We start from the raw sequence: 26,955 nt of genomic DNA on the forward strand, positions 1-26,955 counted from the left end.
CGGGTTCTTTTTCCGCGCTCAATTTAAAAAGAAAACGGGCAGAAAAAACTTTCTGCCCGTTGCTTTTATTTATGCTAAATAGTTAACTATGCTTTTTTAGCGGCTTCTGCACGGATAACGTTCAGTGCACCACCTGCTTTAAACCACTCGATCTGTTGTTCGTTGTACGTGTGGTTTACCTGGAATTCATCTGTGCTGCCGTCTTTATGGTGAAGTACAACAGTCAGTTGTTTACCTGGAGTGAAAGAAGTCAGACCATTGATGTCGATGGTATCATCTTCCTGGATTAAGTCATAATCTTCTTTGTTAGCGAAGGTCAGACCCAGCATACCCTGTTTTTTCAGGTTTGTTTCGTGGATACGGGCGAAAGATTTCACCAGGATAGCACGAACGCCGAGGTGACGTGGTTCCATTGCAGCGTGTTCGCGGCTGGAGCCTTCACCGTAGTTTTCGTCACCTACTACTACTGCACCAAAACCATGTGCTTTGTAGTCGCGCATGGTAGCAGGAACTGCACCATATTCGCCGGTGAGGGAATTCTTAACGGTATCGCTTTTATCGTTGAATGCGTTGATCGCACCAATGAGCATGTTGTTGGAAATGTTATCCAGGTGACCACGGTATTTCAGCCATGGACCAGCCATAGAGATATGATCCGTTGTACATTTACCTTTCGCCTTGATCAGGAGTTTCAGGCCTTTCAGGTCTGTACCTTCCCAGGCGGAGAATGGTGCTAGGAGTTGCAGACGGTCGGAGGTAGGAGATACTTTTACCTGAACACTGCTACCATCGGCAGCCGGCGCCTGGTAACCAGCGTCATCTACAGCAAAGCCTTTCACCGGCAGTTCGTAACCTACTGGTTCATCCAGCATCACTTCTACGCCGTTTTTGTTCTTCAGTTTATCTGTCAGTGGGTTGAAGGTGATATCACCTGCAATGGCCAAAGCGGTAACAATTTCCGGAGAAGCTACGAATGCGTGGGTAGAAGCGTTACCATCATTTCTTTTCGCGAAGTTACGGTTGAAGGAAGTGATGATAGAGTTCTTGCGGGTAGGGTCGTCGATATGACGTGCCCACTGACCGATACAGGGACCGCAGGCGTTTGCCAGTACTACCCCACCAACCTGGTCGAAAGTATTGAGTAAACCGTCTCTTTCGATGGTAAAACGTACCAGTTCAGAGCCGGGAGTGATGGTGAATTCAGATTTCATATCCAGTTGCTTGTCGATGGCTTGTTGTGCCAGGGAAGCAGAGCGGGAAATATCTTCGTAGGAAGAGTTGGTGCAGGAACCGATCAGGGCTACTTCCAGTTTCTCAGGCCAGTTGTTTTCTTTCACAGCCTGTGCAAATTTGGAGATAGGCCATGCCAGATCCGGTGTGAACGGACCGTTTACATAAGGTTCCAGTTCGTCCAGGTTGATTTCAATTACCTGGTCGTAGTATTTGGCAGGATCTGAATATACTTCGGTATCCGGACGCAGGTGTTCTCTAACGCCGTCAGCCAGGGCAGCAACATCAGCTCTGCTGGTCACTTTCAGGTAGTCAGCCATTTTGCTGTCGTACGCGAAGAGGGAACAGGTAGCGCCGATTTCAGCACCCATGTTACAGATAGTACCTTTACCGGTAGCGCTCAGGCTATCAGCACCTTCACCAAAGTATTCCACGATAGCACCGGTACCACCTTTTACAGTGAGGATACCAGCCACTTTCAGGATAATGTCTTTAGCGGAAGTCCAGCCACTCATTTTACCTGTCAGCTTCACACCGATCAGTTTCGGCATTTTCAGCTCCCAGGGTAAACCAGCCATCACATCTACCGCATCGGCACCACCAACACCAATCGCTACCATGCCTAAACCGCCGGCATTGGGAGTGTGGGAGTCAGTACCGATCATCATACCACCCGGAAACGCATAGTTTTCCAGTACTACCTGGTGAATAATACCAGCGCCTGGTTTCCAGAAACCAATGCCGTACTTATCAGAAATAGAGGAAAGGAAATCGTAAACTTCTTTATTGGTGTCAATAGCAGTCGCAAGATCTTGTGTAGCGCCAACCTTGGCTTGTATAAGGTGATCACAGTGTACAGTAGAGGGAACCGCAACTTTATCACGGCCGCAGGTCATAAACTGGAGCAATGCCATCTGGGCAGTTGCATCCTGCATAGCTACGCGATCCGGAGCAAATTCGACATAGGATTTGCCTCTTTCGTAGGGCGTGGGAGTAGGTGCATACAGATGAGCGTACAAAATCTTCTCAGCAAGCGTGAGCGGGCGACCTAACATCTTACGGGTTGCTTCCACCTTACCCGGTAATGCCGCATACACTTTTTTAATCATGTCAATATCAAACACCATGGCAAAAAAATTATTTAAGAGCGGTTAAAAATTGCACGCAAAATTAACTAAAAACAACAAGTTTTTAAATTAAATACTTAAGATATAGTGAACTGTGCATAAACTGCCTTGACTTTAACAGTTCCTTAAAATACAAGCAGATCAAGGAAAAGGGAGGTTTTTATCTCCCCGAAAAATTATCAAAAACTATTATATTAAATTTATCTCCCCTGTTTACAGCCGCTTTCTTATGCACAGAAACACCCACCGGGAGCAAAGATGCTGATATTCAGCCCACTAAATAGTTAGTGTCCACTACCGTTTTTTGCTTGGTTTTCCAGCCGGAATTTGATAAATTTGGTGTATGAACCGGATAAAAGATTTTGTGGAATGGAAGGCGTTCGGTGTTTGTGCCGCTATTGGAGATAAACTGGGCGTGGCCACATCCCGTATACGCATCTTTTTCATCTATGCCACTTTTCTGACAATGGGGTCCCCGCTCATTGTATATATGATTCTTGCGTTCTGGGTGAATATGAAAAATTATATCCAGAATGCCAGAAGGAATCCCCTTCGTTATTTGTGATTTTAATTTAATGTGTTAGGATGGCACAATACCACCCACCACATGAAAAATAGAAAGAGGGAGTGAAAATAAGCAATGCTTAATCTCACTCCCTCTTTTATTATTTTATAGTACGGGCTATTCCAGGTGATACAGCGTCATCCCATGATAATGATTCTGTAACTCATTCAGGGTGATAGGCGCATTCAGATTCCGGGTTTCATCCCGGTAGTGCAGTTGTATGAGGGGCTTATGTCCTGTCTCAAACCAGCGGACAGAAAAAGGGCCTCTTACATACAGGGTCCCTCCTGATGAAGAAGACGCCGCTTCGTCTTTATGGAACTGCAGCTTTAACAGGGTTGCTTCCGTTAAATGAATGGGTAAAAGGTTGTCGAGATCGTACCAGTACTCATTTTCATCCGTAGCCACCAGCACTTTCTTATCTTCATGATCTACCTGTAAAATCTTTCCTTCTTTTTCCGCGCCTCCGAAATTTGTGATAACGGTATCACCTGATTTTAATTCGTGAATACTAATCATAGTGAGCTGAGTTTTGTGTTTCATGAATTTACGGAAAAAAAAAGCATAAAATACAAAGCCGCTGCAATCTGCAGCGGCTTTGTATTTTATGCTTTTTTTACGCTTAGCGCACTACTTTACGGATCTCTACTAATTTCTCGAGCAGTTCTTCCAGCAGATCCAGACGCAGCATATTAGCTCCATCAGATTTAGCTTTGGAAGGATCAGGATGTGTTTCTATGAACAGGCCATCTGCACCGGTAGCAATGGCTGCTTTGGCAATGGTACTGATCATTTGCGGGTTACCACCTGTTACACCGCTGCTCTGGTTAGGCTGTTGTAAAGAGTGGGTACAATCCATTACCACCGGCTCGCCCAGGTGTTTCATGATGGGAATGTTACGGTAATCCACTACCAGGTCCTGGTAACCAAAGGTGGTACCACGTTCGGTGAGGATGATATGATCGTTGCCGGCACCTTTGATTTTTTCTACGGCAAATTTCATAGACTCGCCACTCAGGAACTGACCTTTCTTTACGTTCACCACTTTACCTGTTTCCGCCGCTGCCAGCAGGATATCTGTTTGACGGCAAAGGAAAGCAGGGATTTGTAATACATCTACGTAAGCGGCTGCCATAGCAGCTTCTGCGGCAGAGTGAATATCTGAAGTTACAGGTACGTTAAATGTTTTACCTATTTTCTGCAACAGTTCCAGTCCTTCTACATCACCGATACCGGTAAAGGAATGTACGCTGGTACGGTTAGCTTTACGGTAAGATGCTTTGAAAATATAAGGGATCGCTAATCGTTTACAGATAGCCGTTACTTTCTCTGCTACTGTCATCAGTATTTCTTCCTCTTCAATTACACAGGGTCCGGCAATCAGGAAGAAATTTTCAGGGTTGTATTGCTCTTTGAATAATGATTTTAAATGCTTCATATCTTGAAAAAAATTGGGTCATTTAATTGAAGGTGCAAAGATAGTCATTCTACCGCAAAGGCAGGCAGCGTAAAGCGTGCCGTTTGGCTTAATTGTCATAATATTGTAATCCAGAAACGATGCAAAACACGCATTGTAGTTTTTATTGTTATAGCATTGTCATGCGCTGTGATGTCATGAACGGAAATAGCTGCGAACCCGTTAATATTACGGTCCGATTTAAAAAATAGCTTACAATTATATTTTTGTATGAAGAAAGATAAGATTCTGGTAATTGGTGCCTGTGGACAAATTGGCGTAGAGCTGACCCTGGCTTTAAGAAAGATGTATGGAGATACCAACGTTGTCGCTTCGGATCTTCGTGAAGAGCACGATTTACTGAAAGGAACAGGTCCCTATGTGTCGTTGGATGTTATGAACAAGGAGATGTTGCATGTATTGGTCATCCGCCATAACATTACCCAGATCTACCTGCTGGCAGCGATTTTATCTGCTACCGGTGAAAAAAATCCTTTACTGGCCTGGCATATCAATATGCAAAGCCTGCTCAATGTACTGGATATTGCGAAAGAGGAAAATCTTGATAAAATATACTGGCCTAGTTCCATCGCGGTATTTGGTCCTAATTCACCTGCCGAGGAAACGCCACAGCACACTATTATTGAGCCTACTACCATTTATGGTATCAGCAAATTTGCCGGTGAACGCTGGTGCGAATATTACAACCACCGCTTCGGTGTGGATGTAAGAAGTTTACGTTATCCGGGCCTGATCAGCTATAAATCAGCACCAGGCGGCGGTACCACGGATTACGCGATTGAAATTTTCCATGAAGCAAAAGAGCATAAAACATACACCAGCTTCCTGTCTGAAGACACTTACCTTCCGATGATGTATATGCCGGATGCGATCAGGGCTACCATTGAACTGATGGAGGCTGATGCGTCTAAAATTGCCATACGTTCTGCTTATAACCTCTCTGCCATGAGCTTCTCTCCAAAAGAAATTGGTGCAGAGATTCAAAAACATATTCCTGATTTCACAATGTCTTACGCGCCTGATTATCGTCAGCAGATTGCGGATGGCTGGCCTAACAGCATTAATGATGGCCAGGCTCGTCAGGATTGGGGCTGGAAACCAGAGTATGATCTGGCCCGGATGACGGAAGATATGCTGAAGAACATCTAAGCATATTTACAAAAAGGAAAGCAGCTAAGTTATCCCATCTTAGCTGCTTTCCTATTTATAGTAATGGCTGATTACTCAATAAATCCTACTGCCACGGTGGTATTATTAAACTCATCGATGAGAATAAATGCCCCGTTAGCAGGATTGGTATGGTAAGAATCTGCGAATACCGGAGCCGCTGTTTTCAGCGAAATTCTACCGATATCGTTCAATCCCATTTCTGTTTTGTTGGCTGTTTGAAAATGATTGGTTACATCTGTGATGTAATGGATCTGCTGCACTTTTGCTTTCACGCGGTTAACGCCATGCTGCAGTAAATAAGTTTTGCCAGACACCAGCTTTTGCTGATCCATCCAGCAGATGTTAGCGTTTACTTCTTTCAGCTGCGCAGGTACTTCATCTGTTTTTACGAGCATATTACCTCTGCTGCTGTCTATTTCATCTTCCAGTGTGATCACTACACTTTCACGTGCATGCGCTACCGTTAGTTGCTTTTCAAACTGTTCAATGGTTTTAATACGGCTCTTTGTTCCGGAAGGCAGTGATATTACTTCATCGCCCACGGTGAAATGGCCGCTGGCAACTTTGCCGGCAAAGCCACGGAAATCGTGGTATTCGGTGGTTCTGGGTCTGATCACACTTTGTATCGGGAAGCGTGCCGGATGAAGGCGGTCTTCATGATCAAAAGATACCTGCTCCAGGTATTCCAGCAGGGTAGTGCCCTGGTACCAGTCGATAGCGCCGGTGCGGGAAGCCACATTTTCACCATACAGGGAAGAGATAGGAATGAACTTCACTTCCTGTCCTTTAAACCCGGCATTGTCCAGCATTTGCTGGAAATCTTCCACTATCTGGTTAAAGCGTGCTTCACTGTATTCTACCAGGTCCATTTTATTTACACATACCACGAGGTAAGGAATACGCAGGAGGTTGGCAATAAAAAAGTGACGGTGGGTTTGTTCTACAATTCCTCTGCGTGCGTCAATGAGAATCAGTGATACCTGGGCATTGGAAGCGCCGGTGACCATGTTACGGGTATATTCAATATGCCCGGGGGTATCAGCGATAATGTATTTGCGGGTAGGAGTGGAGAAGTAAATGTGCGCCACATCGATGGTGATGCCTTGTTCACGTTCTGCTACCAGCCCGTCTGTCAACAGCGACAAGTCTGTAAAGTCAAGCCCCTTGCGCTTGCTGGCAGCATGGAGTGCCTCCATTTTATCTTGCGGAATAGAATTAGTATCGTATAATAAACGGCCTATTAAAGTGCTTTTGCCATCGTCGACACTACCGGAAGTGGCTATACGTAAAACCTCCATTGTTTTTTTAGCTTTTAGCTTTTAGCGGTTAGCAGCTAGTGCCGCCGCAAAAAATGTGTTCAAATTAATTAAAGCAGCCCTTGTGGGGAAAGCTAAAAGCTAGAAGCTAATAGCTAACTGCTGTTTTAGAAATATCCTGCCTGTTTTCTCTTTTCCATGGCAGCTTCTGAGCGTTTATCATCTATGCGTGCGCCACGTTCCGAAATCTTGGCTTCCATGATTTCAGCGATGATATCTTCCAGTTTATCTGCTTCGGAAATAACGGCTGCAGTACAGGTCATATCGCCTACGGTACGGAAACGTACTTTCTGGAGATAAGGTACTTCATCAGCGGTGGTATTGAGGTAAGGAGAGTAAGGCCAGTAGAGACCATCCCTTTCTATGATTTCTCTTTCATGGGAGAAGTAGATAGAGGGGATTTCCAGTTTTTCGCGAACGATGTAGTTCCATACGTCCAGCTCTGTCCAGTTGGAGATCGGGAATACGCGTACGTTTTCGCCGATATTAATTTTACCATTGAGGATATCAAATAATTCGGGGCGTTGCATTTTGGCGTTCCATTGGCCGAATTCATCCCGTACAGAAAATATTCTTTCCTTGGCACGTGCTTTTTCTTCGTCTCTCCGGGCGCCACCGATGCAGGCATCAAATTTACCTTCTTCGATCGCATCCAGCAGGGTAACGGTTTGCAGGGCATTTCTGCTGGCGTATTTGCCGGTTTCTTCCTGCACTTTTCCCTGGTCAATGCTGTCCTGTACATTTCTCACGATAATATCCAGTCCCAGTGAATTGACAAGCCAGTCACGGAAGGCGATGGTTTCCGGAAAGTTATGTCCGGTATCCACATGCAATAAAGCAAAAGGAATTTTACCGGGGTAAAAAGCTTTTTGTGCAAGTCGTACGAGTGTGATAGAATCTTTTCCGCCGGAAAACAGCAGCACTGGTTTCTCGAACTGTGCTACGGTTTCGCGAAGGATGTAAATTGCTTCATCTTCCAGTGCCTGTGGAAACTCCCAATTTATTTGATTAGTCATGGACTATAATTATTTATTCTAAAAGCTAATTTTCTAATGGCTGAAGGCGGGCGGTAACGGTTATCCGTGCAGTCCGCATTCTTTCTGTGATTGTTCCCACCACCAACGGCCGGCGCGCGGGTGTTCTCCCGGTTCGATGGCGCGTGTACAAGGTGCGCAGCCAATGCTAACGAAGCCTTTGTCGTGCAGCTTGTTGTAGGGTACTTTATGTTGTTCCAGGTAGGCCAGTACTTCATCAAAGCCCCAGTGGATCAGTGGATTGTATTTGTAGAGATGGCGATGTTCATCCCATTCCAGTGTTTCCATGCCCTGCCGGTTATCAGACTGTTCTGCTCTGAGGCCGGTGATCCATACTTTTACACCTTCCAGTGCCCTGTTAAGCGGAACTACTTTGCGGATGCCGCAACATTCCTTGCGATTTTCCACTGATTCATAAAAGCTGTTGGGTCCTTTGGCGGCTAATAGTTTTTCGATGGCAGCGGTTTCCGGGTAATACACTTCTACAGGTTGCTTATAACGGGCCATAGTGAGGTCCATTACATCGTATGTTTCCTGAAAAAGGCGGCCCGTGTCAAGGGTAAAAACTCTAACCGGCAAGTGGTTACGCCAGATAATATCTGCTATTACCTGGTCTTCCTGGCCAAATGAGGTGGAAAATGCCACTGCGCCTGGGTATTGCTCCAACAGGTACTGTATGGCTTCTTCCACCGGCTTGTTGACCAGCGCGGTGGTAATGTCTGTCATGTAGATCTTCCTTATTGATTGATGTGTCTAGTGCCAGCGGAGTAATTACGGTCACTCCTCCAACAAAAATACATAAAACCTATAAAAAAGATAGACTAATAAGATAAAAATTTATTTCTTTCTTATGGATCCGCTGTGGTGGCTGGTATTATTGTGAGTTTGATATGTGATTTATTTTCAATAAATCAATAGTAGTGGGCAGAAGTAGTTAAGAGCGGTGCCCTGTAGTTATCCGGGTGATGTAGAGAGATGAGGGAGCAGTAGTCAGGCAGGTAGCCGGCCATATCAGCCGGCTCTTACAGTACCTGTAGCCAGGACCTTAGTTCCGGGTCAGGATATCTTTTAATGTTTTGTTCTCCAGTATTTTAAGGGCGGAGTCCCTTACTTTCCCCATTACTTCATTGAGGCCGCAAACGGCTTCGTCACGGCAGTTTTCGCAACGTTCGTAATAATTCAGGCTTACGCATGGAAGCAGGGCGATAGGACCGTCCAGCAGGCGGATGATTTTTGCCAATGCAATCTCCTTGGGAGCGCGCATCAGGTAGTAACCGCCACCTTTTCCCTTTTTACTGCCAAGGATGCCGGCATTCTTCAATTCCAGTAATATATTTTCCAGGAATTTGATAGAGATATTTTTTTCCTGTGCGATTTCAGATATAAGGATGGGACCTTTATCTACATTCTCTGCCAGGTGTACTAGTGCGTGAAATGCGTATTGTGTTTTTTTCGATAACATACTGACTGATTTGCATCCCTCCCGGATGAACTAATAGTGCGGTGCACACTTTATATTCCTGTAAAGATAAGCAGTTTTTAGCTAGCAGCTGTTCAGCTTTTAGCCGTTAGCTTTTAGCTTTTAGGAAAATGCAGCGAAGAATGTGGTAAATATTGAACTTCGCTGCATTTTCCTAAAAGCTAAAAGCTAAACGCTATAATCCCAATACCTCCCGCATGGTAAATACGCCGGTTTTTCCTTTCAGCCATTCTGCCGCCACTACAGCTCCGGCAGCAAAGCCTTCCCTGGAGTGCGCTGTATGGGTGATGGTAATATCATCGATATCGGAAGTGTAATTGATCGTGTGTGTGCCCGGTGCCGGATCTATCCTTTTGGAAATAATAGACAGTGTTTCGGGTTGGTTGCTTTCTTCGTTTACCCAGCCGTTTTTGCGGGTAACAGATGCCAGCAGTTGTTCTGCCAGTGTGATGGCAGTGCCGCTGGGTGCATCTTTTTTATGGGTATGGTGGATTTCTTCCATCCATACATTGTATTGAGGCTGGCTGGCCATGAGGGCTGCCAGTTTTTTATTCACTTCAAAGAATATATTTACGCCCACGCTGAAATTGGTGGCATGTAAAAAAGCCTGCTTCTTTTCCAGGCAGATGGCATTTATTTCAGGTAACTTATCGAGCCAGCCAGTTGTACCGCAAACTACGGGTACATTGGCTTCAAAGCATTTTAAGATATTATGGTAAGCTGTTTCAGGTACGGTAAACTCAATAGCTACATCTGCCTGTTCCAGCTCTTCCTTGGTAAGGAGGTGCTTACTGTTTGCCCGGATAACAATTTCATGCCCTTTAGCGGTAGCAATAGCATCTATTGCCTTTCCCATTTTACCATATCCGATGAGCGCAATTTTCATGACCCTTATTAGTTGTATGTGATGTTGATGGATAAAAGAATGATCAGCGGCCGGCAAAGTAGCGGCTTCCTTTGGCTTTTTTGCCGCCAATGGATATATTAACCCCAATACCCAGCGTACGGTTATTGATCAGGGTAGGAGAAATACGCATACTGAGATCATCGGACATATCGAAGTTGCGCAGGTGCGCAAATACAGTAGCATCGACTATATTCAGGCCGTAGGCCAGTATAAAGAACAATACGCTATAATCCACATATTGGCGGAACTGATCCCGGTATATTTTGATGGATTCCGCATCCAGTCCCACAGTCAGCTTATTGGTATCATTGGTATCCGGATTACCATCCTGTCGCAGGCGGTAAGCGTCCCGGAATATCTTATACGTATTCATGTTATCAATAAAGAAGTAAGTACAGGTACCAATGGCCGCATAGACCAATGGCATTTTCCAGTATTCTCTATTGTATGCCTGACCTAATCCCGGGAATACTGCCGAATAGAGTGCTGCTTTACGCGGACTATGTGGCAGTTTGGAATTGGGGATGTAAGCAGAATCTGTAAAGATGGCTTTATTCGCATTTGCTTTCACTGTATCTGTGCCGGGAGCCGGTATGGGCCGTATAAGTGTATCCATTGTTTTTGCAATAGGACGTAGGGTATCCTGTGCCCGGAGAGGAACAGCAATTACCATCGTAAGCAAAAACAATAGAGAGCAACGTTGTAGTGAATGAAGTATGTATTCCGCCTTATTAGCCACCGTATATATCTATTTTTTCCAGGATGCTATCCAGTTCTTCATCTGAATAGAATTCAATTAAAATACTGCCTTTGCCGCTTTTCCCTCTGTCTAGTTTTACTTTGGTAGAGAAGTGAGTAGCCAGTTTGTCCTGTATTTTCTGAAAAGCAGGTGCTAACTTTAATTTGGCAGATTTCTGCTGATGATTCTTGTCGGACTGATTAATCCTGCGCGCTAGTTCTTCTGTTTGTCTTACTGACAATCCACTTTTCAGGATTTCATTGTAGAGGAAAAGCTGGTTTTCCACATTTTCCACGCCGGTCAATACACGGGCATGACCCATGCTGAGTTGACCATTGCGTACTGCAACCTGGATATCCGGTGGCAGTTTGAGTAAACGTATATAATTGGTTACGGTACTTCTTTCTTTGCCCATACGGTCGGCAACCTGCTCCTGTGTGAGGGTGCATTCTTCCATTAACCGTTTGTAGCTCAGGCCAACTTCAATAGCATTGAGGTTTTCGCGTTGGAGGTTTTCCAGCAGGGCCAGTTCCAGGAGTTCCTGGTCATTTACCTGGCGGATGTAGGCCGGAATATCTTTCAGACCAGCGAGTTTGCTGGCTCTCAGGCGTCTTTCACCGGCAATCAGCTGAAATTTCTTATTGCTGATTTTAGCGATGGTAATAGGCTGAATAACATCGTGCAGTTTGATAGACTGGCTTAACTCCTGTAAAGAAACCTCATCAAAGTCACGACGCGGCTGTTTCGGATTGGTAACAATCTGATCGAGCGGAATGCGTTCTATACCGGTAGCAGCAACTACTACCTTATCACCCAGGGCGCCGGCAGTTTGCTTCAGATCTGTATCAATGTTTTGAAGCAGTGAGCGGATGCCTTTACCCAATGCCTCTTTCTTACTTGGATTGGTCATCGTTGATAGCTAGGATTTTGTCTTTGGATTTAATTTTAGTGTAATTATGTTTTTGCAGAATTTCTTTGGCCAGGTTCAGGTAATTGATCGCACCTGTACTGGCGGCATCATACATAATTACGGATTTACCAAAGCTGGGAGCTTCGCCCAGTTTGGTATTACGGTGAATGATCGTATTAAATACGCTTTCTTCAAAATGTTGTTTTACCTCATCCACTACCTGGTTGCTCAGGCGCAAACGACCATCATACATGGTCATCAGGATACCTTCAATTTCCAGTTCTATGTTCAATCTGCTCTGCACAATTTTGATGGTATTGAGCAATTTACCCAGACCTTCCAGTGCAAAAAATTCGCATTGTACGGGAATAATCACAGAGTTGGATGCCACGAGTGCATTAACGGTGATCAAACCGAGAGAAGGAGAGCAGTCTACAATCACAAAATCGTAATCAGCTTCAACAGTATCAATTACCTGTTTCATCACTCTTTCCCTGCTGGGGTGATTGATGAGTTCCAGTTCCGCACCTACCAGGTCAATATGGGAGGGCAGTACTTTCAGGTTGGGAGTATCTGATTCAAGTATCACGTCTTTGGCCTGCACATCGTTCACCATACAGTCATACAAACTCTGCTGCACATTACGCAGGTCGAAACCCAGTCGTGTGGTGCTGTTTGCCTGAGGGTCCGCGTCTACCAGCAATGTTTTAAATTCCAGCACAGCCAGGCTGCTTGCCAGGTTTATTGCACTTGTAGTTTTTCCTACGCCACCTTTCTGGTTAGCGATTGCGATTATTCTAGCCATTGTGTAATTTAAAAATTCAAGGTTATTTATAGGATAAAGGATAAATCAGTAATGATCACTTCTTCCTCAAACCTCTATAGTACTTCCTATTTCAGGAAGTAACAGATCCAGACCGGCATCTTCAAACTGTTGTACGGCAGCGTCAACATCAATCTTAACGTAGCCGAAAGTATTGTAGTGTACACCGATTATCTTATCGCATTCTATTAGTTCTGCTGCTGCAATCGCATCTTCAATGCCCATCGTGAAATTATCACCGATAGGTAGTACGGCAAAATCCAGAGAGGCGATTGCGGGTACCAGCTCCATGTCTAATGTGAGCGCAGTGTCGCCTGCATAATAAAAATTCCCTTCTTCCGTCATAAATATAAAACCCATCGGGTTGCCACCATAAGTGCCATCCGGTAAGCTGCTGGAATGTTGTGCCACTACACATTTCACGGTGCCGAAATCAAACTTCCATTTGCCGCCGGTATTCATGGGATGCAATTTCTCAACTCCCTGTTTTCCCGCCCAGGTCACAATCTCATAATTTGATACCACAGTGGCATTGGTCCGCTTAGCCAGGTCTACCAGATCCGCGGTGTGATCATCATGACCATGCGAAACAAATATATAATCCGCCGTTATGGCATGGATGTCTACTTTTTGGGCCAGTTCATTATGCGTAATAAAAGGATCAAAAAGAATTTTTTTTCCTTTTATTTCCACTGCAAAACAAGAATGTCCGTAGCAAGTATACTTCATAATCAATCCATTTGAGTGAACTCCCCGTTTGCCAAAACAAACGAATTTCGCTTTTCAACGGCCAGACTTCCTTTTGAAAAGACTGATATTACCCTGAAACGCGTGATCGGAGCGTTCTTCCCCGATTTAATAAATTACGAAAATGATTTTGGGGAGATATACTGCTCCGTATTCCGCAATTAATCTACACCTTATATTTAAAAGTAACCCTATTAAAAGTAGCTTAATCGGACAAAAATACAACGATTACATAAAAATCAGGTGCTGCAGTATATTTATTTATACACAAACTGTTCGCAGAACAGGTCCCTCAATATGTTAACGGGTTAGTTTTTAACCAGTTTAAGCAGGGGTAAGTTTAATATATTATTAAAATATTAAAATTATCTATTGTATACTGGTCAGCCAGCAAATGTACTGTTTCTCTTAACTTAATAAAAAAAATAAAAACATACAATTCTTCCTGTTGTTATTCGTCTGTATACTCACAGGTACCGGTTTTAACTTTTAAAACCAGATTACTTGTATTAAATTGCTTGATTATTATATATCTATATTAAATTTTCATAATGCGACCTGGGCTGAATTCTATGATACTAGTTGTTTTCCTCCTACTGTTGGATATTTACGTGTTCCAGGCTATCAAGGCGATGGTGTACATGTCTACCCCCAGGGTAAGAAACATTACTTTTTCCATTTACTGGTTCATATCCATCAGCTGTCTGTTGATGATCGCTTTACTGCCCTACATCAACTGGCATAACTGGCCGGCAACGCTAAAATCCTACCTGATGGCCATTTTCATTGGTCTGGTACTGGCAAAGTTGCTGACAACGGTATTCCTGCTGTTGGATGATGTGAGAAGAGGTGTATTATGGGTGATCCGTCGTTTTTCAGGTAGCCCGGCACCGGATACCACCGGGGTAGTGAGTGGACTGTCGCGCTCCCAGTTTCTCAGCAGGCTGGGACTCATTACCGGAGGAACACTCTTTGCCACGCTGATCTATGGATTCTCCAACAAATACAATTACCGGGTACATAAAATTAAAATGGCGTTTAAGCACCTGCCAGCCTCTTTTAAAGGGTTACGCATTGTGCAGATCTCTGATATCCATTCCGGCAGCTTCGCCAACCGCGAGGCGGTGCTGAAAGGCATAAAAATGATCAACGATCAAAAGGCTGACCTGGTGCTGTTTACCGGCGACCTGGTGAACGACCGGGCGGATGAAATGACCGAATGGATGGATGCATTCCGACAGGTGAAAGCACCGATGGGCGTGTATTCTACCCTGGGCAACCACGACTATGGCGATTATTACCCCTGGCCGGATAAAACCCCTAATGGATATAGCGCTATGCAGCATGAAAACCTGGAGCGCCTCAAGGGGCTTCACGGAGAATTGGGCTGGAAGCTGATGATGAATGAAAATGTGGTGTTGGAGCGCAGCGGAGAGCAGATCGCGCTGCTGGGAATAGAAAACTGGAGTGCTATTAAACGTTTTCCCCGCTATGGTGACCTGAAGCGCGCTTATGAAGGTGTGGGACATATTCCATTTAAAATCCTGTTATCGCATGATCCCACCCATTGGGATGCACAGGTGCGTACCGAATATCCTGACATTGCGCTCATGCTGGCCGGCCATACCCATGGTATGCAGTTCGGGGTGGAAATTCCGGGGCTGAAATGGAGCCCGGCCCAGTATTTCTATAAAGAGTGGGCCGGATTATATAAGAAAGGCGAACAGTTTCTTTATGTGAACCGCGGATTCGGTTTCCTGGGATATCCTGGCAGGGTAGGTATACTCCCGGAAATTACGGTCATAGATCTGGTGTAGCAGCCGGTTGACCGACAAAAAAGCATTGTTTAACCACACATTCGTCCCGTTCATGGGATCGTCTGTGTTAAATGCTGAATTACGCTTATATTGCGGCTACGTACTCATTAAACATGCGCCTATACTTCTTAACCTTCCTGTTGTTATGTAGCCGTATTGCAACAGGGCAAACTTTAGCAGAGCTGGAGAAACAGCTTGATTCGCTGTTGCAGAAACAGCAAAAAAGTGAAGTAGTGGCTGGTATCGGGTATGGTAATAATCCAGCTTATGGCAGTAAAGTAACCAACTTCGAGTCACCGATTGTTTTAAAAACATTTGTATCTCCTTCACTAAGTTATTATCATAAAAGCGGTTTCTATGCCGGGGTTAGCAGTTATTATCTTTTTAATTCCATTAATAACCCATGGTTTGAGTGGGACCTGACCGCCGGTTACGACTATACGAAAAACAAGGATTTCCTGACAGGAATTTCTTATACACGCTATATATTTTCTGATTCCAGTGATGTACCGGCAACGCCGATCAAGAATGAAATATTTGCTTATTTCTACTATCGCAAATGGTGGCTGCAACCCGGTATCAGTCTGGATTACGGATGGGGAAAAGATGTAAACCAGGCAGCACATCTCCAGGAAACCCTGCGTGGCAATGATTTTAATATTATTGYAGCAGTGCGGCACCCGTTTATTTTTTCCGGCATGCTTGGGCGAACGGATGTATTGATGTTTACGCCTTCCGTTAATTTAACCATGGGTACGGCCAACTATTACAGCAACCTCAAAGCTTTCCAATATATCACCCGATCTCCCAAGCTCATGAAGACTAAAAAGCATGTGGGTAAGGAATTGAATTTTGAAGATCATACCGAATTTGAACCCCGCGCGGTAGACGTTACCATGAGTCTTTCTTATTTTATCGGCCACATTAATCTCGCACCGTCCTTCACTGTTTTCAAGCCTTTCACTGGTACAGATCAGGGTATTATGAGCTATTTCACAGCCCGCATGGCCTACAGTTTTTAATTTCTTTAACAAATAGCACGGAATTTGTATTTACGGAAATCGTAAATACGGAATAGGGGTATCGTTTACCTGGAACGTCTATATTTTAACCATTACTCAACAATACAAAATTTATGAAAAAACTGTTTTTAGCCGTAGCAGTACTGATGATCGCTGCTGTATCAACCGTTAACGCTCAGACTAAATTCCTCCGCTTTGGTGTAAAAGGCGGTGCCAATCTTGGAAAACTGGATGGAAGTGGTTTTCAGGATGGATTTAAATTAGGTTATCACCTGGGTGCTTTCGCACAGGTAAACCTGGCAAAAGGTTTTGGCGTACAGGGAGAAGTAGTATTCTCTTCTACCAAAGCTGAAACTACCGATAATTACAGCCATATCTACCAAGGTGTAAGTACTGCTGAAGACCGCAAGAAAATTAACCTGAACTATCTGAGCATTCCATTACTGGCCAATATTGATTTAGGTACACCGCGTTTAAAACTCCAGGTAGGTCCTCAGTTTGGCGCTTTGGTAAGTGACAAAAAAGTACTGGGTGCTGCCAAGGAGGCCTTTAAAGGGGGTGAAATTTCTGGTGTTGCCGGTTTATGGTTGCAATTACCAATTATTAACATCAGTGCCCGTTACATCATTGGCTTTAATGATGTGAAAAATGCAGAAAGCGTTGTTACCACCAGCAACTGGAAAAACCAGAGCATACAGCTGGGTGTGGGAGTTAGCTTTTAGCCATTAGCTTTTAGCAAAATACAGCGAATATAAATGCAGCGAGGATAAATGTGATTCACATTTATCCTCGCTGCATTTTTTGTTAATGGCTTGTAAATATGGGCTAAAAGCCGGTCTGCCATCAAGTCACTTGGCATCAAACTTGACAATATAGGGATACATTAAAAAAAGAGGACGTACACAGGATTGTCTGACAGAATGTCCTCATGAGGCTTTAAATATCTCAGATGAACAGATTTTATTTAGGAAATTCGGAAGATGAAATGGAGTTCATGCCTATTATCCCTTTGAATGAAGATGGGGAAGGACAGGAGGATGAAAACATTCCCGATGAACTGGCATTATTACCATTAAGAAATACAGTATTGTTTCCGGGTGTTGTACTGCCAATTACGGTAGGCCGGGATAAATCTATAAAAGCGGTAAATGACGCCTACAAAACTGATAAGTCTATCGGTGTAGTGGCGCAAAAGGACAGTACAATAGAAGATCCGGCTGTAACGGATCTGAGTGATGTTGGTACCGTGGCACGTATTGTTAAGCTCATTAAAATGCCCGATGGTGGTACCACTATCATTATACAGGGGCGTAAGCGCTTTAAAATAGATGAAATAGTGACGGAAGATCCGTACTTCAAAGCCAAAATCACTGTTTTGCAGGACGAAGCTGCAGAAGATGATTCTGAGTTTGAAGCATATATTTCTTCCATCAAAGACCTGGCAGCCCAGATCATTCAGCTGTCGCCCAACCTGCCTTCAGAAGCCAGCATTATATTGAAGAACATTGAAAATCCATCGTTCCTGGTGCATTTCGTTTCTTCCAATCTTAATTCTGACCTGAAAGACAAGCAGCAACTGCTGGAGATCAACAATTTGCGCACCCGTGCGGAACTGCTGATGAAGTTGTTGCAAACAGAATTGCAACTGGCAGAACTCAAAAACAAGATTACCAATAAAACCAAGGCAGACCTGGACAAGCAGCAGCGGGATTATTTCCTGCAGCAGCAGATGAAGTCTATCAAGGAAGAATTGGGTGGTGATGCCAATGACAGGGAGTTGAAAGAAATGAAGCGTAAGGCAGAAGAAAAGAAATGGCCTGCTGCTGCCGCTGAAGCTTTTGCCAAAGGTATCGAGAAACTGGAGCGCATGCACCCCAGCACTCCGGATTACAGTGTGGTATATAATCACCTGGATCTTTTGCTGGATCTGCCCTGGGGCGAATATACCACTGATAGCTACGACCTGAAAAAAGCGAAGAAGATACTGGATCATGACCATTACGGCATGGAAAAAATCAAAGAGCGTATACTGGAATACCTGGCAGTACTGAAACTGAAAGGGGATATGAAGTCTCCTATTCTGTGTTTTGTAGGTCCTCCGGGTATTGGTAAAACCTCCCTCGGCCGTTCTATTGCCAATGCAGTGGGTCGTAAGTATGTGCGTCTCAGTTTAGGTGGTTTGCATGACGAAAGTGAAATCAGGGGACACCGTAAAACTTATATCGGCGCTATGCCAGGTAGAGTGGTGCAGTCTATCCGCAAGATTAAATCATCCAATCCGGTGATGATACTGGATGAAATTGATAAAATAGGTAACGATATGCGTGGCGATCCAAGTTCAGCATTGCTGGAAGTATTGGATCCTGAGCAAAACAGCACCTTTTATGATAACTACCTGGAACTGGAATTTGACCTGAGCAGGGTATTATTCATAGCAACGGCCAATAACATCAATTCTATTCATCCTGCGCTGCGCGACAGGCTAGAGATCATTGATCTGAGTGGTTATTCTATTGAAGAAAAAGTAGAGATTGCCAAAAGGCATCTGCTGCCCAAGCAGAAGGATGCACATGGTTTGAAAGATGCGAAAGTAAAGATCGGCAACCCGGTTATTGAGCAGCTGATTTCTGATTATACCCGTGAGAGTGGCGTACGTGAGCTTGACCGGCAGTTTGCAGCCATCATGCGTAATATGGCGAAGCAATTGGCCATGGAAAAGCCTTTACCGGCAACGCTGACGGAAGCGGATTTGCAGCGGATATTGGGTAAGCCCCGTTATTCCAACGAGATTTATAAAGTGGGTAATCCTCCTGGTGTAGCAGTGGGCCTTGCGTGGACTTATGTGGGAGGTGATATTCTGTTTATAGAAAGCAGTTTGAGTGAGGGTAAAGGCGATCTGAAACTGACAGGGAACCTGGGTAACGTCATGAAGGAATCGGCGGTAACAGCGCTGAGCTATCTGCATTCTCATGCAGTGGAGCTGAAGCTGGATCCCAAGTTGTTTACTACAAAAAGTGTGCATGTACATGTGCCGGAAGGAGCGGTGCCGAAAGATGGTCCCAGTGCGGGTATTACCATGCTTACTGCTTTGGCATCTGTATTCACCGGGCGTAAGGTAAAATCTTACCTGGCGATGACGGGAGAAATTACTTTGCGAGGTCAGGTATTACCGGTAGGTGGTATCAAGGAAAAAATACTGGCAGCCAAAAGGGCAGGTATCCGGGAAATTATTCTTTGCTGGCAAAATGAAAAAGACATCAAGGAAATTAATCCTTCTTATATCAAGGGGATGAAATTCCATTATGTAAGGCAAATGAACCAAGTGCTGGAAATTGCGTTATTAAAGAAGTAACTGCGCGTAACATTGCTGTCAGTCATGACAGCAAATTATATACTGTTCATATCGGTTTTGTTGTGACCCCGCTATGAACTTCATGTTGATTGTTTTAAGGGTTATAAAGCCATTCCAGGTTAACGGAATGGCTTTTTTTAGCTTTTAGCCATTAGCTATTAGATTTAAGCGAAAAATGCAGCGAAGATGTATTAGGATTTTCCTTTTCATTTCGCTGCATTTTTCGCTTAAATCTAATAGCTAAAAGCTAATGGCTAAAAGCTATTTCACGACAATTGTCTCTTATATAACTGGATGGTATTTTCCAGGCCGAAGTAGAGGGCATCAGCTACCAGTGCGTGTCCGATGGATACTTCTTTCAGCTGTGGAATATGTAGTTTGAAGAAGCGGAGGTTATCGAGGTTCAGGTCATGGCCGGYGTTGAGGTCCAGGCCAATCGCTGTGGCTTCTCTCGCGGTGTTTTTATAGTCATTGAAGAGCTGCAGGTTTTGCGGCTGTGTGCGTGCGTTCGTATATTCTTCTGCGTAAGGGCCGGTATATAGTTCAATACGATCAGCTCCGGCGGTTTTGGCGCCTTCCACTTTGCTTACATCTGCATTGAGAAAGATAGATACGCGTATACCTGCTTTTTTCAGGGTAGAGATCACGTCTTTCAATTGTGACTGATAGGCGATGGTATCCCAGCCGGTATTGGAAGTAATGGCATCTGGCGGATCAGGAACCAGCGTACATTGATGTGGTTTTACGGCCAGTACCAGGTCCATAAAATCTTGTGAGGGATATCCTTCGATATTGAACTCTGTGGTCACCAGTGGTTTCAGGTCTCTTACATCCTGGTAACGGATATGGCGTTCATCCGGGCGGGGGTGAACGGTAATACCATCCGCACCGAAGCGTTCACAATCCTGTGCCACTTTTAATATATCCGGTAGATTGCCTCCTCGTGCATTTCGCAGGGTAGCRAACTTATTGATGTTTACACTCAGCTTTGTCATGATGCAAAAATACTTCTTATAGCAGAAAGCACAAAGCATAAAGCGGAAAGCAAAAAGCAATTAAAGCGAATGATCTTAGCAGAATTAATATTCGCTTTGATCATTCGCTTTAATTGCTTTTTGCCTTCAGCCTTAAGCTGCCAGGCTTAGTATCTGTAGTAATCTGGTTTGAACGGACCTGCTACCGGAATACCGAGGTATTCAGATTGAGCGCTGGTCAGGGTATCCAGTTCCACGCCTACTTTCTTCAGGTGCAAACGGGCTACTTTTTCATCCAGGTGTTTAGGCAGTACATATACCTTGTTTTCGTAGTTTTCTGAGTGCAGCCACAGTTCCAGCTGAGCCAGTACCTGGTTGGTGAAAGAGTTACTCATTACGAAAGAAGGGTGACCTGTAGCGCAACCCAGGTTAACCAGGCGGCCTTCAGCCAGCAGGATGATATCTTTACCATCGATAGTATATTTATCTACCTGTGGTTTGATTTCAACTTTAGTGTTGCCATAGTTTTTATTTAACCAGGCTACATCAATTTCGATATCGAAGTGACCGATATTGGAAACGATGCATTTATCTTTCATCAGTTTGAAGTGTTCGCCGGTGATGATATCGCGGCAACCGGTGGTAGTAACGATGATGTCAGCTTCTTTTACTGCATCGTTCATTTTCTTTACTTCATAGCCTTCCATAGCAGCCTGTAAAGCGCAGATAGGGTCAATTTCAGTAACGATAACGCGGGCGCCTGCACCTCTCAGTGATTCAGCGGAACCTTTACCTACGTCACCAAAACCAGCAACAACTGCAACTTTACCGGCAATCATTACATCTGTAGCACGACGGATCGCATCTACGCAGGATTCGCGGCAACCGTATTTGTTATCAAATTTAGATTTGGTAACAGAGTCATTGATGTTGATAGCAGGCATTGGTAAAGTACCAGCTTTCATACGCTCGTATAAGCGGTGAACACCGGTAGTGGTTTCTTCACTTAATCCTTTGATATGTTGGATCAGTTCAGGATATCTGTCGAATACCATGTTGGTCAGATCACCACCATCGTCCAGGATCATGTTCAGCGGACGGTCAGCACCACCGAAGAACAGGGTTTGTTCGATGCACCAGTCAAAACTGGCCTCATCTAAACCTTTCCAGGCAAATACAGGTACGCCTGCAGCAGCAATAGCGGCAGCAGCGTGGTCCTGAGTTGAAAATATGTTACAGGAGCTCCAGCGCACTTCAGCGCCCAGGTGAACCAGTGTTTCAATTAATACGGCAGTCTGAATAGTCATGTGCAAGCAACCAGCAACACGTGCACCCTGTAATGGCTTGGTGTTACCATATTCTTCTCTCAGTGACATCAGACCAGGCATTTCTGCTTCTGCCAGTTCTATCTCCTTACGACCCCAGGCCGCAAGAGACATATCTTTTACCTTGTATCCGAGGTTAAAATCAATGTTGGATTTCGCAATTGTAGACATTCTGAATTGTTTTTTGCAAATCTAGGGTTATTTTAACTTTTAACATAATGGTACCGTCTCCTAACCGCAGTCACCCCCCTAAAATTTTGTTAATCACCCCACTATAAGGCAGATATCTTTCATTCTGATAAATTAATTTGATTTAATATAAATATTATTATAGATTTGCTAATTAAAATATATGATTTTATATTTAATTGTTTGGATATGTGCTACAGGTGGAAGGATATAATATAATTATAAAAATCATAAAAAATGCCATAAATGCGTCTCGGGCATCCCTCCACCATTAGATTGAGACATTAACATAATTGCCGGCGGCTGGTTTTTCAGGTTTACCAGATGATATTAAGAACAATGCTTAAAGCTGCCGGGAGAGCCAATTACAGAGATCCGCATATAGGGTTTTACAAGGACTGTTTCTCACATTTTTGACTAAAAATCTATATGTATAAATAGAAATTTACACGCTTATATGTTACTCCTTTCCTATCCTACGAAATTAAATGAGCAAGGTATGCCCCATCGTATCCATGTGTTCCTGCTTCGGGCAATATTCCTGATAGCCGCCTTTTTTACTATAAGCATTGGTGTAAATGCGCAAACTTATCCTGTTGTCATCAATCCCGGAGGTGGTACAAATGCTACTGATGGATTAAGGATTGAGATAAATAGTGATGGTAGCTACGCCGTGTTCAGGAAAGGAAAAACAGAAACGGCAAAAGATATCAACTCGGGGCAACTGGGTGCTAAAACCCGTATCGCCTTTAATGTAGGTATTCCTTACACGATAGGGAATCTTCTTGATGTTAATTATCATGCGGTTTCTCCTTTAATGGGTAGCGGTACCGTCAGTGATCCTTACCAGGTTAGCATGATCGGGAAGGTAATTAATACTGATCCATCGGACGGGACGAATTATCCAACAACGGTTATTATGACGATCAATTATGTAACGCCTAACAAGTATTATACAATTGACTATACGGTATACAACACGAACTACTACTTTGAGCCGCATATTTTTATGGATGAATTTGCGACCATGCAGGATGGTAATTATAATGCACCAAATGCGGATAATAACATCATGCAATATGGTTACATTGAGGGGGGAAGCTCCAATCCAACAGTAATAGGGCTTACCAGAAGTAGTGATGTACACGGAACTACTGCTGTCGCTGGGCCTCTTATACATACTTATCATGCGTACACCAGTTTTAATTCATATTCTGTTGGTAACTACGTGTCAAGGATGACACGATCTGGCAGCGGTCTACTGAATAATGCCATTTCAACAAGTGATGTGTATGATGGCGTAAGGAAGGGAATGGCGGTAGATCTTAATCTTGGTGAAAAAACCGACGGAAGCCTGGCAATAGGCACCAGACTGGGGGTGGCTTACGGTGATAATTCGACAGCTGCTGTAATACCTGTAAATGCTACCCCAACCAGCACCAATAGCAGTCCCCTTACCGTTTCCTTTGAAAAAGCAGATACTTCAGGATTGGAAGGTCCCGCCGGTAGCACACATGAGCCTTATAATCTGCGCCTTAAAGTGGAATCAGGCGGTTCTGTAAAGGTACCTATCTATGTAAAAGTAAACCTGCTTCCGGCAACTCCCGGTGATCCCCGTGCTGCTGTTTCGGGAACCGACTTTACTTTCCAGGGAGGCTATATGATTCCGGTAGGCGAATATGCTATGGGAGATTTTATTCCGTTGAAGAATATCAGTATTATCGGAAATAACAAACTGGAATATGGGCGTCATTTTACCATACAACTGGAGCAGGTAGTAGATAACCAGATGTTACTCATTGGTAGCGGCCCCACCACCTGCATCTATACTATTAAAGACGATGAACCAAAGAACATCGTACTTACCACACCAACAAAAATTAAAGAAGGTTTTATTGACAGCGTTCGTGTAGCACTGCCTCCGGGTGTACATGCTTCAGAAAGAACGTTAGTAACCCTGTCTGTCGAAAGCGGTACCCTGGCAACAGTTGGTACTGATTTTACATTTGGTCAAACAGCATATATAGAAATAGATTCCAATGGCGTAAACATTCCGGTAAGAGCAACACTGGATAGCATCATTGAAAAAGATGAACTGATTAAGTTTAAAGCGGATGCAGTTGTAATGGGAGAAGCTCAAACTTTTTCACAATCGCTGATCCTGCAGGATTCCACAAGATTGAATCCGGCATTGACAGCCGTGTCCATTAAAGCAGATGCACCGGCCTTATTGAAAGAGCCTTATGATGGGCTGCTAACTTTTAGCCTGCCACCTCATGTCACTACTGATCTGCCTATTGGTATCAAAATAAATAAACTGGGTACCTCTACTGCTACTGACGTTGCGGACTATCAATTGCCAGATACCGCATCAATTATTACCGGTGGAAATAATACGACCGTTGCGTTTAAGATTATAAATGACAATAAGATAGAAGGGACTGAGCATCTCAATCTTTCTCTGAGGCTCACGGAAAGTGTTGCCAACACCGCTTTAACCAACATTCCTGCTGCGTTGGATATTATTGATGCACAATTGCCAATGACGGCTCCCATCATTTTACATATTTCTGCCGCCAGCGTAAATGAAGGTGTGAATCCAACCATATGGGCGGAGTTACCTTCCGGTATTTCCACGCAGATTCCTATCAAGGTGAAATTTACTCCTGACGGATCTTCTACTGCTTTGCCCGGCACTTATACTTTTGCCACTGATTCAGTCACCATCCCCGCCGGCCGCACGTTATCCGATACAATTTCGATCACCAATACAGCTAATAATGTATTTGATGATACCCGCGACCTGGTGTTGGTGGGAAGTTCTCCGGATAATGGTATCCTGGTAACTGGCAGTGTTAAAGTAACGATCGTTGATAATACAGATGCGTCGAAAAAGGTATTGACGTTGACCGCAGATAGCTTAACGCTGAATGAAGGTAACAGTACGGCATTCAAAATGTCGTTGCCGGCCGGTTACCGTTCCGCAAAACCATTGACTATTACATTAACAACAAATGCAACAGGTACAGAAGCTGCTACGACCGATTACCAATACCTGCAAACATCGATCGTGTTCCCGAAAGATACGTCCGTATTTACGACTACTGCTGCAGTGATCAAAGCGACTACGGATCAGATCATAGAAAAAGATGAGCAACTGAACATTTCCGGTGCTACTGCTACCGGTTATACTGTAGTAGATGCGCAACTGAAGATCTATGATGCTACCCGCAGAGATGCCACTAAAACAAAAATTACATTCACGCCACCTGCTGCCGGCATGCCGGAAGGCAATACCCAACAGATTGGGTTTAGTTTACCAGCAGGCGTAAGTACAGAAATACCTATTAAGATAAGTCTGCCATCTACAGGAACTGCAAGCCGTGGCACCGATTACAGTTTGCCAACAGATACCAGCTTTACCGGTGCCTCTGGTGCTGCTGAACTGAAAGTAGCCGGCGATATTTTGGTAGAAGATGTGGAAGATATTCACGTAAGTCCGACTATCAGTGATCTTTATAGCACTGCTTACACCTTTGCACCAGCTACGCTTGACCTGACAATCAAGGATGCGCAGTATCCGTTCCCTGCCGGTGATTCCATCAAACTGAGCAGTGTACCGGATAGCGTGAATGAAGGACAAAGTGCCGTGATCACCGCTACTTTACCAAATGGCTGGAAAGCCGGTAAAGCCTGGACGGTGAACCTGACAAAAGATTTGGTATCATCTACTATTGCAGATAGCCGTTATACCAGTCTCCCTGCTACTATCACCATTGCCAGCGGAGCGGATCATGGCGATGCCACCGCTATTCAGACATTGACCAATAATGTGTTTAATGATGAAGGGCTTTTAAATGTAGATGGTAATAAAGGCAATATAAATATGCCTGCTACCAGCGCCCATATTTATGTTAAAGATCTCACGGACCCTGCGCAGAAGAAACTGACGCTGACGGCTGATAGCTTAACATTAAATGAAGGTAACAGCACCGCGTTCAAAATGTCACTGCCAGCCGGTTACCGCTCTGCTAAACCAGTGACCATTACCTTAACAACAAAAGTGGCCGGTACAGAAGCATCTGCAACTGACTTCCAATACCTGCAAACATCTATCGTATTCCCGAAAGACACGGCAGTATTCACTACTACGGCCGCAGTGATTAAAGCGATCGCAGATCAGATCATAGAAAAAGATGAGCAACTGAACATCTCTGGTGCCGCCAGCGGTTACACGGTAGTCGATGCGCAACTGAAGATCTATGATGCTACCCGCAGAGATGCGACTAAAACAAAAATTACATTCACGCCACCTGCTGCTGGCATGCCGGAAGGCAATACTCAACAGATTGGATTTAGTTTACCTGCTGGCGTAAGTACAGAAATACCTATTAAGATAAGTCTGCCATCTACAGGCGCCGCTACCCGTGGCACCGATTACAGTCTGCCGACAGACACCAGCTTTACCGGTGCCTCTGGTGCTGCTGAACTGAAAGTAGCCGGCGATATTCTGGTAGAAGATGTGGAAGATATTCATGTGAATCCAACAATCAGTGATGTTTATAGCACTCCTTACACCTTTGCACCAGCTACGCTTGACCTGACAATCAAGGATGCGCAGTATCCATTCCCTGCCGGTGATTCCATCAAACTGAGCAGTGTGCCGGATAGCGTGAACGAAGGACAAAGTGCCGTGATCACTGCTACTTTACCAAATGGCTGGAAAGCCGGTAAAGCCTGGACGGTGAACC

21 protein-coding genes are annotated in these 26,955 nt (G+C 44.3%); 7 read left to right on the top strand and 14 right to left on the bottom strand.

Annotated elements, in window-relative coordinates; translation table 11 throughout:
• Positions 1–86 precede the first annotated feature (86 nt).
• Positions 87–2,357 (bottom strand): aconitate hydratase, encoded by a 2,271-nt coding sequence (locus AC1DP6_RS33550; protein ID WP_477058785.1) that lies wholly within the window; start codon positions 2,355–2,357, stop codon positions 87–89.
• Positions 2,358–2,700: 343 nt separating this feature from the next.
• On the opposite strand from AC1DP6_RS33550, the gene AC1DP6_RS33555 reads away from it, so the two are divergent.
• Positions 2,701–2,922 (top strand): PspC domain-containing protein, encoded by a 222-nt coding sequence (locus tag AC1DP6_RS33555; protein WP_089894158.1) that lies wholly within the window; start codon positions 2,701–2,703, stop codon positions 2,920–2,922.
• A gap of 117 nt (positions 2,923–3,039) precedes the next feature.
• Here AC1DP6_RS33555 and AC1DP6_RS33560 read toward each other — a convergent pair whose 3' ends face one another.
• Together AC1DP6_RS33560 and kdsA are read right to left on the bottom strand one after the other, a co-directional pair.
• Positions 3,040–3,441, bottom strand: coding sequence for a hypothetical protein (locus AC1DP6_RS33560; RefSeq protein WP_477058786.1), 402 nt, complete (start codon positions 3,439–3,441; stop codon positions 3,040–3,042).
• Between the two features lie 103 nt (positions 3,442–3,544).
• Entirely contained in the window at positions 3,545–4,360 is an 816-nt protein-coding gene (gene kdsA / locus AC1DP6_RS33565; protein WP_133809069.1) for a 3-deoxy-8-phosphooctulonate synthase, read from the bottom strand.
• A gap of 249 nt (positions 4,361–4,609) precedes the next feature.
• On the opposite strand from kdsA, the gene AC1DP6_RS33570 reads away from it, so the two are divergent.
• Positions 4,610–5,548, top strand: a complete 939-nt coding sequence (locus AC1DP6_RS33570; RefSeq protein WP_477058787.1) for an NAD-dependent epimerase/dehydratase family protein — start codon at positions 4,610–4,612, stop codon at positions 5,546–5,548.
• Between the two features lie 71 nt (positions 5,549–5,619).
• Here AC1DP6_RS33570 and AC1DP6_RS33575 read toward each other — a convergent pair whose 3' ends face one another.
• From AC1DP6_RS33575 to AC1DP6_RS33615, 9 genes are all read right to left on the bottom strand, one after another.
• Entirely contained in the window at positions 5,620–6,867 is a 1,248-nt protein-coding gene (locus AC1DP6_RS33575) for a sulfate adenylyltransferase subunit 1 (RefSeq protein WP_477058788.1), read from the bottom strand.
• A gap of 125 nt (positions 6,868–6,992) precedes the next feature.
• Positions 6,993–7,901 carry a sulfate adenylyltransferase subunit CysD gene (gene cysD / locus AC1DP6_RS33580; RefSeq protein WP_441577285.1) on the bottom strand — a complete coding sequence of 303 codons (909 nt, stop codon included), beginning with the start codon at positions 7,899–7,901 and terminating at the stop codon, positions 6,993–6,995.
• Positions 7,902–7,961: 60 nt separating this feature from the next.
• Positions 7,962–8,645 carry a phosphoadenylyl-sulfate reductase gene (locus AC1DP6_RS33585; protein ID WP_441577284.1) on the bottom strand — a complete coding sequence of 228 codons (684 nt, stop codon included), beginning with the start codon at positions 8,643–8,645 and terminating at the stop codon, positions 7,962–7,964.
• Positions 8,646–8,964: 319 nt separating this feature from the next.
• On the bottom strand, positions 8,965–9,381 hold the full coding sequence (locus AC1DP6_RS33590; RefSeq protein WP_331966330.1) for an RrF2 family transcriptional regulator: 417 nt from the start codon (positions 9,379–9,381) through the stop codon (positions 8,965–8,967).
• 193 nt (positions 9,382–9,574) lie between these two features.
• On the bottom strand, positions 9,575–10,285 hold the full coding sequence (dapB, locus tag AC1DP6_RS33595; protein ID WP_477058789.1) for a 4-hydroxy-tetrahydrodipicolinate reductase: 711 nt from the start codon (positions 10,283–10,285) through the stop codon (positions 9,575–9,577).
• A 43-nt stretch (positions 10,286–10,328) separates the two neighbouring features.
• A complete protein-coding gene (locus tag AC1DP6_RS33600) occupies positions 10,329–10,922 on the bottom strand; it encodes a DUF5683 domain-containing protein (protein ID WP_477058790.1) in 594 nt (197 codons plus the stop codon).
• A 115-nt stretch (positions 10,923–11,037) separates the two neighbouring features.
• Positions 11,038–11,955: a ParB/RepB/Spo0J family partition protein gene (locus tag AC1DP6_RS33605; protein ID WP_441577281.1), complete on the bottom strand. Its 918-nt coding sequence runs from the start codon at positions 11,953–11,955 to the stop codon at positions 11,038–11,040.
• Complete coding sequence (locus AC1DP6_RS33610; RefSeq protein WP_477058791.1) at positions 11,939–12,760, bottom strand: ParA family protein; 822 nt, start codon at positions 12,758–12,760, stop codon at positions 11,939–11,941. Before AC1DP6_RS33610 ends, AC1DP6_RS33605 begins: the two co-directional genes overlap by 17 nt.
• Before the next feature lie 66 nt (positions 12,761–12,826).
• On the bottom strand, positions 12,827–13,507 hold the full coding sequence (locus AC1DP6_RS33615; protein WP_477026614.1) for a metal-dependent hydrolase: 681 nt from the start codon (positions 13,505–13,507) through the stop codon (positions 12,827–12,829).
• 590 nt (positions 13,508–14,097) lie between these two features.
• On the opposite strand from AC1DP6_RS33615, the gene AC1DP6_RS33620 reads away from it, so the two are divergent.
• The 4 genes from AC1DP6_RS33620 to lon all read left to right on the top strand — a co-directional run bounded on the left by AC1DP6_RS33620 (position 14,098) and on the right by lon (position 19,716).
• Positions 14,098–15,342 carry a metallophosphoesterase gene (locus AC1DP6_RS33620; RefSeq protein WP_477058792.1) on the top strand — a complete coding sequence of 415 codons (1,245 nt, stop codon included), beginning with the start codon at positions 14,098–14,100 and terminating at the stop codon, positions 15,340–15,342.
• A gap of 113 nt (positions 15,343–15,455) precedes the next feature.
• Entirely contained in the window at positions 15,456–16,364 is a 909-nt protein-coding gene (locus AC1DP6_RS33625) for a TorF family putative porin (RefSeq protein ID WP_477058793.1), read from the top strand.
• A 113-nt stretch (positions 16,365–16,477) separates the two neighbouring features.
• A complete protein-coding gene (locus tag AC1DP6_RS33630) occupies positions 16,478–17,086 on the top strand; it encodes a porin family protein (protein WP_477058794.1) in 609 nt (202 codons plus the stop codon).
• Positions 17,087–17,313: 227 nt separating this feature from the next.
• A complete protein-coding gene (gene lon / locus AC1DP6_RS33635; RefSeq protein WP_477058795.1) occupies positions 17,314–19,716 on the top strand; it encodes an endopeptidase La in 2,403 nt (800 codons plus the stop codon).
• 266 nt (positions 19,717–19,982) lie between these two features.
• Here lon and AC1DP6_RS33640 read toward each other — a convergent pair whose 3' ends face one another.
• Positions 19,983–20,711, bottom strand: coding sequence for a pyridoxine 5'-phosphate synthase (locus AC1DP6_RS33640; RefSeq protein ID WP_477058796.1), 729 nt, complete (start codon positions 20,709–20,711; stop codon positions 19,983–19,985).
• 146 nt (positions 20,712–20,857) lie between these two features.
• Complete coding sequence (gene ahcY / locus AC1DP6_RS33645; RefSeq protein ID WP_477058797.1) at positions 20,858–22,186, bottom strand: adenosylhomocysteinase; 1,329 nt, start codon at positions 22,184–22,186, stop codon at positions 20,858–20,860.
• A 517-nt stretch (positions 22,187–22,703) separates the two neighbouring features.
• Here ahcY and AC1DP6_RS33650 point away from each other — a divergent pair.
• A partial coding sequence (locus AC1DP6_RS33650; RefSeq protein WP_477058798.1) for a Calx-beta domain-containing protein occupies positions 22,704–26,955 on the top strand: 4,252 nt, incomplete at its 3' end.

Source organism: Chitinophaga sp. 01L420 (assembly GCF_056399985.1).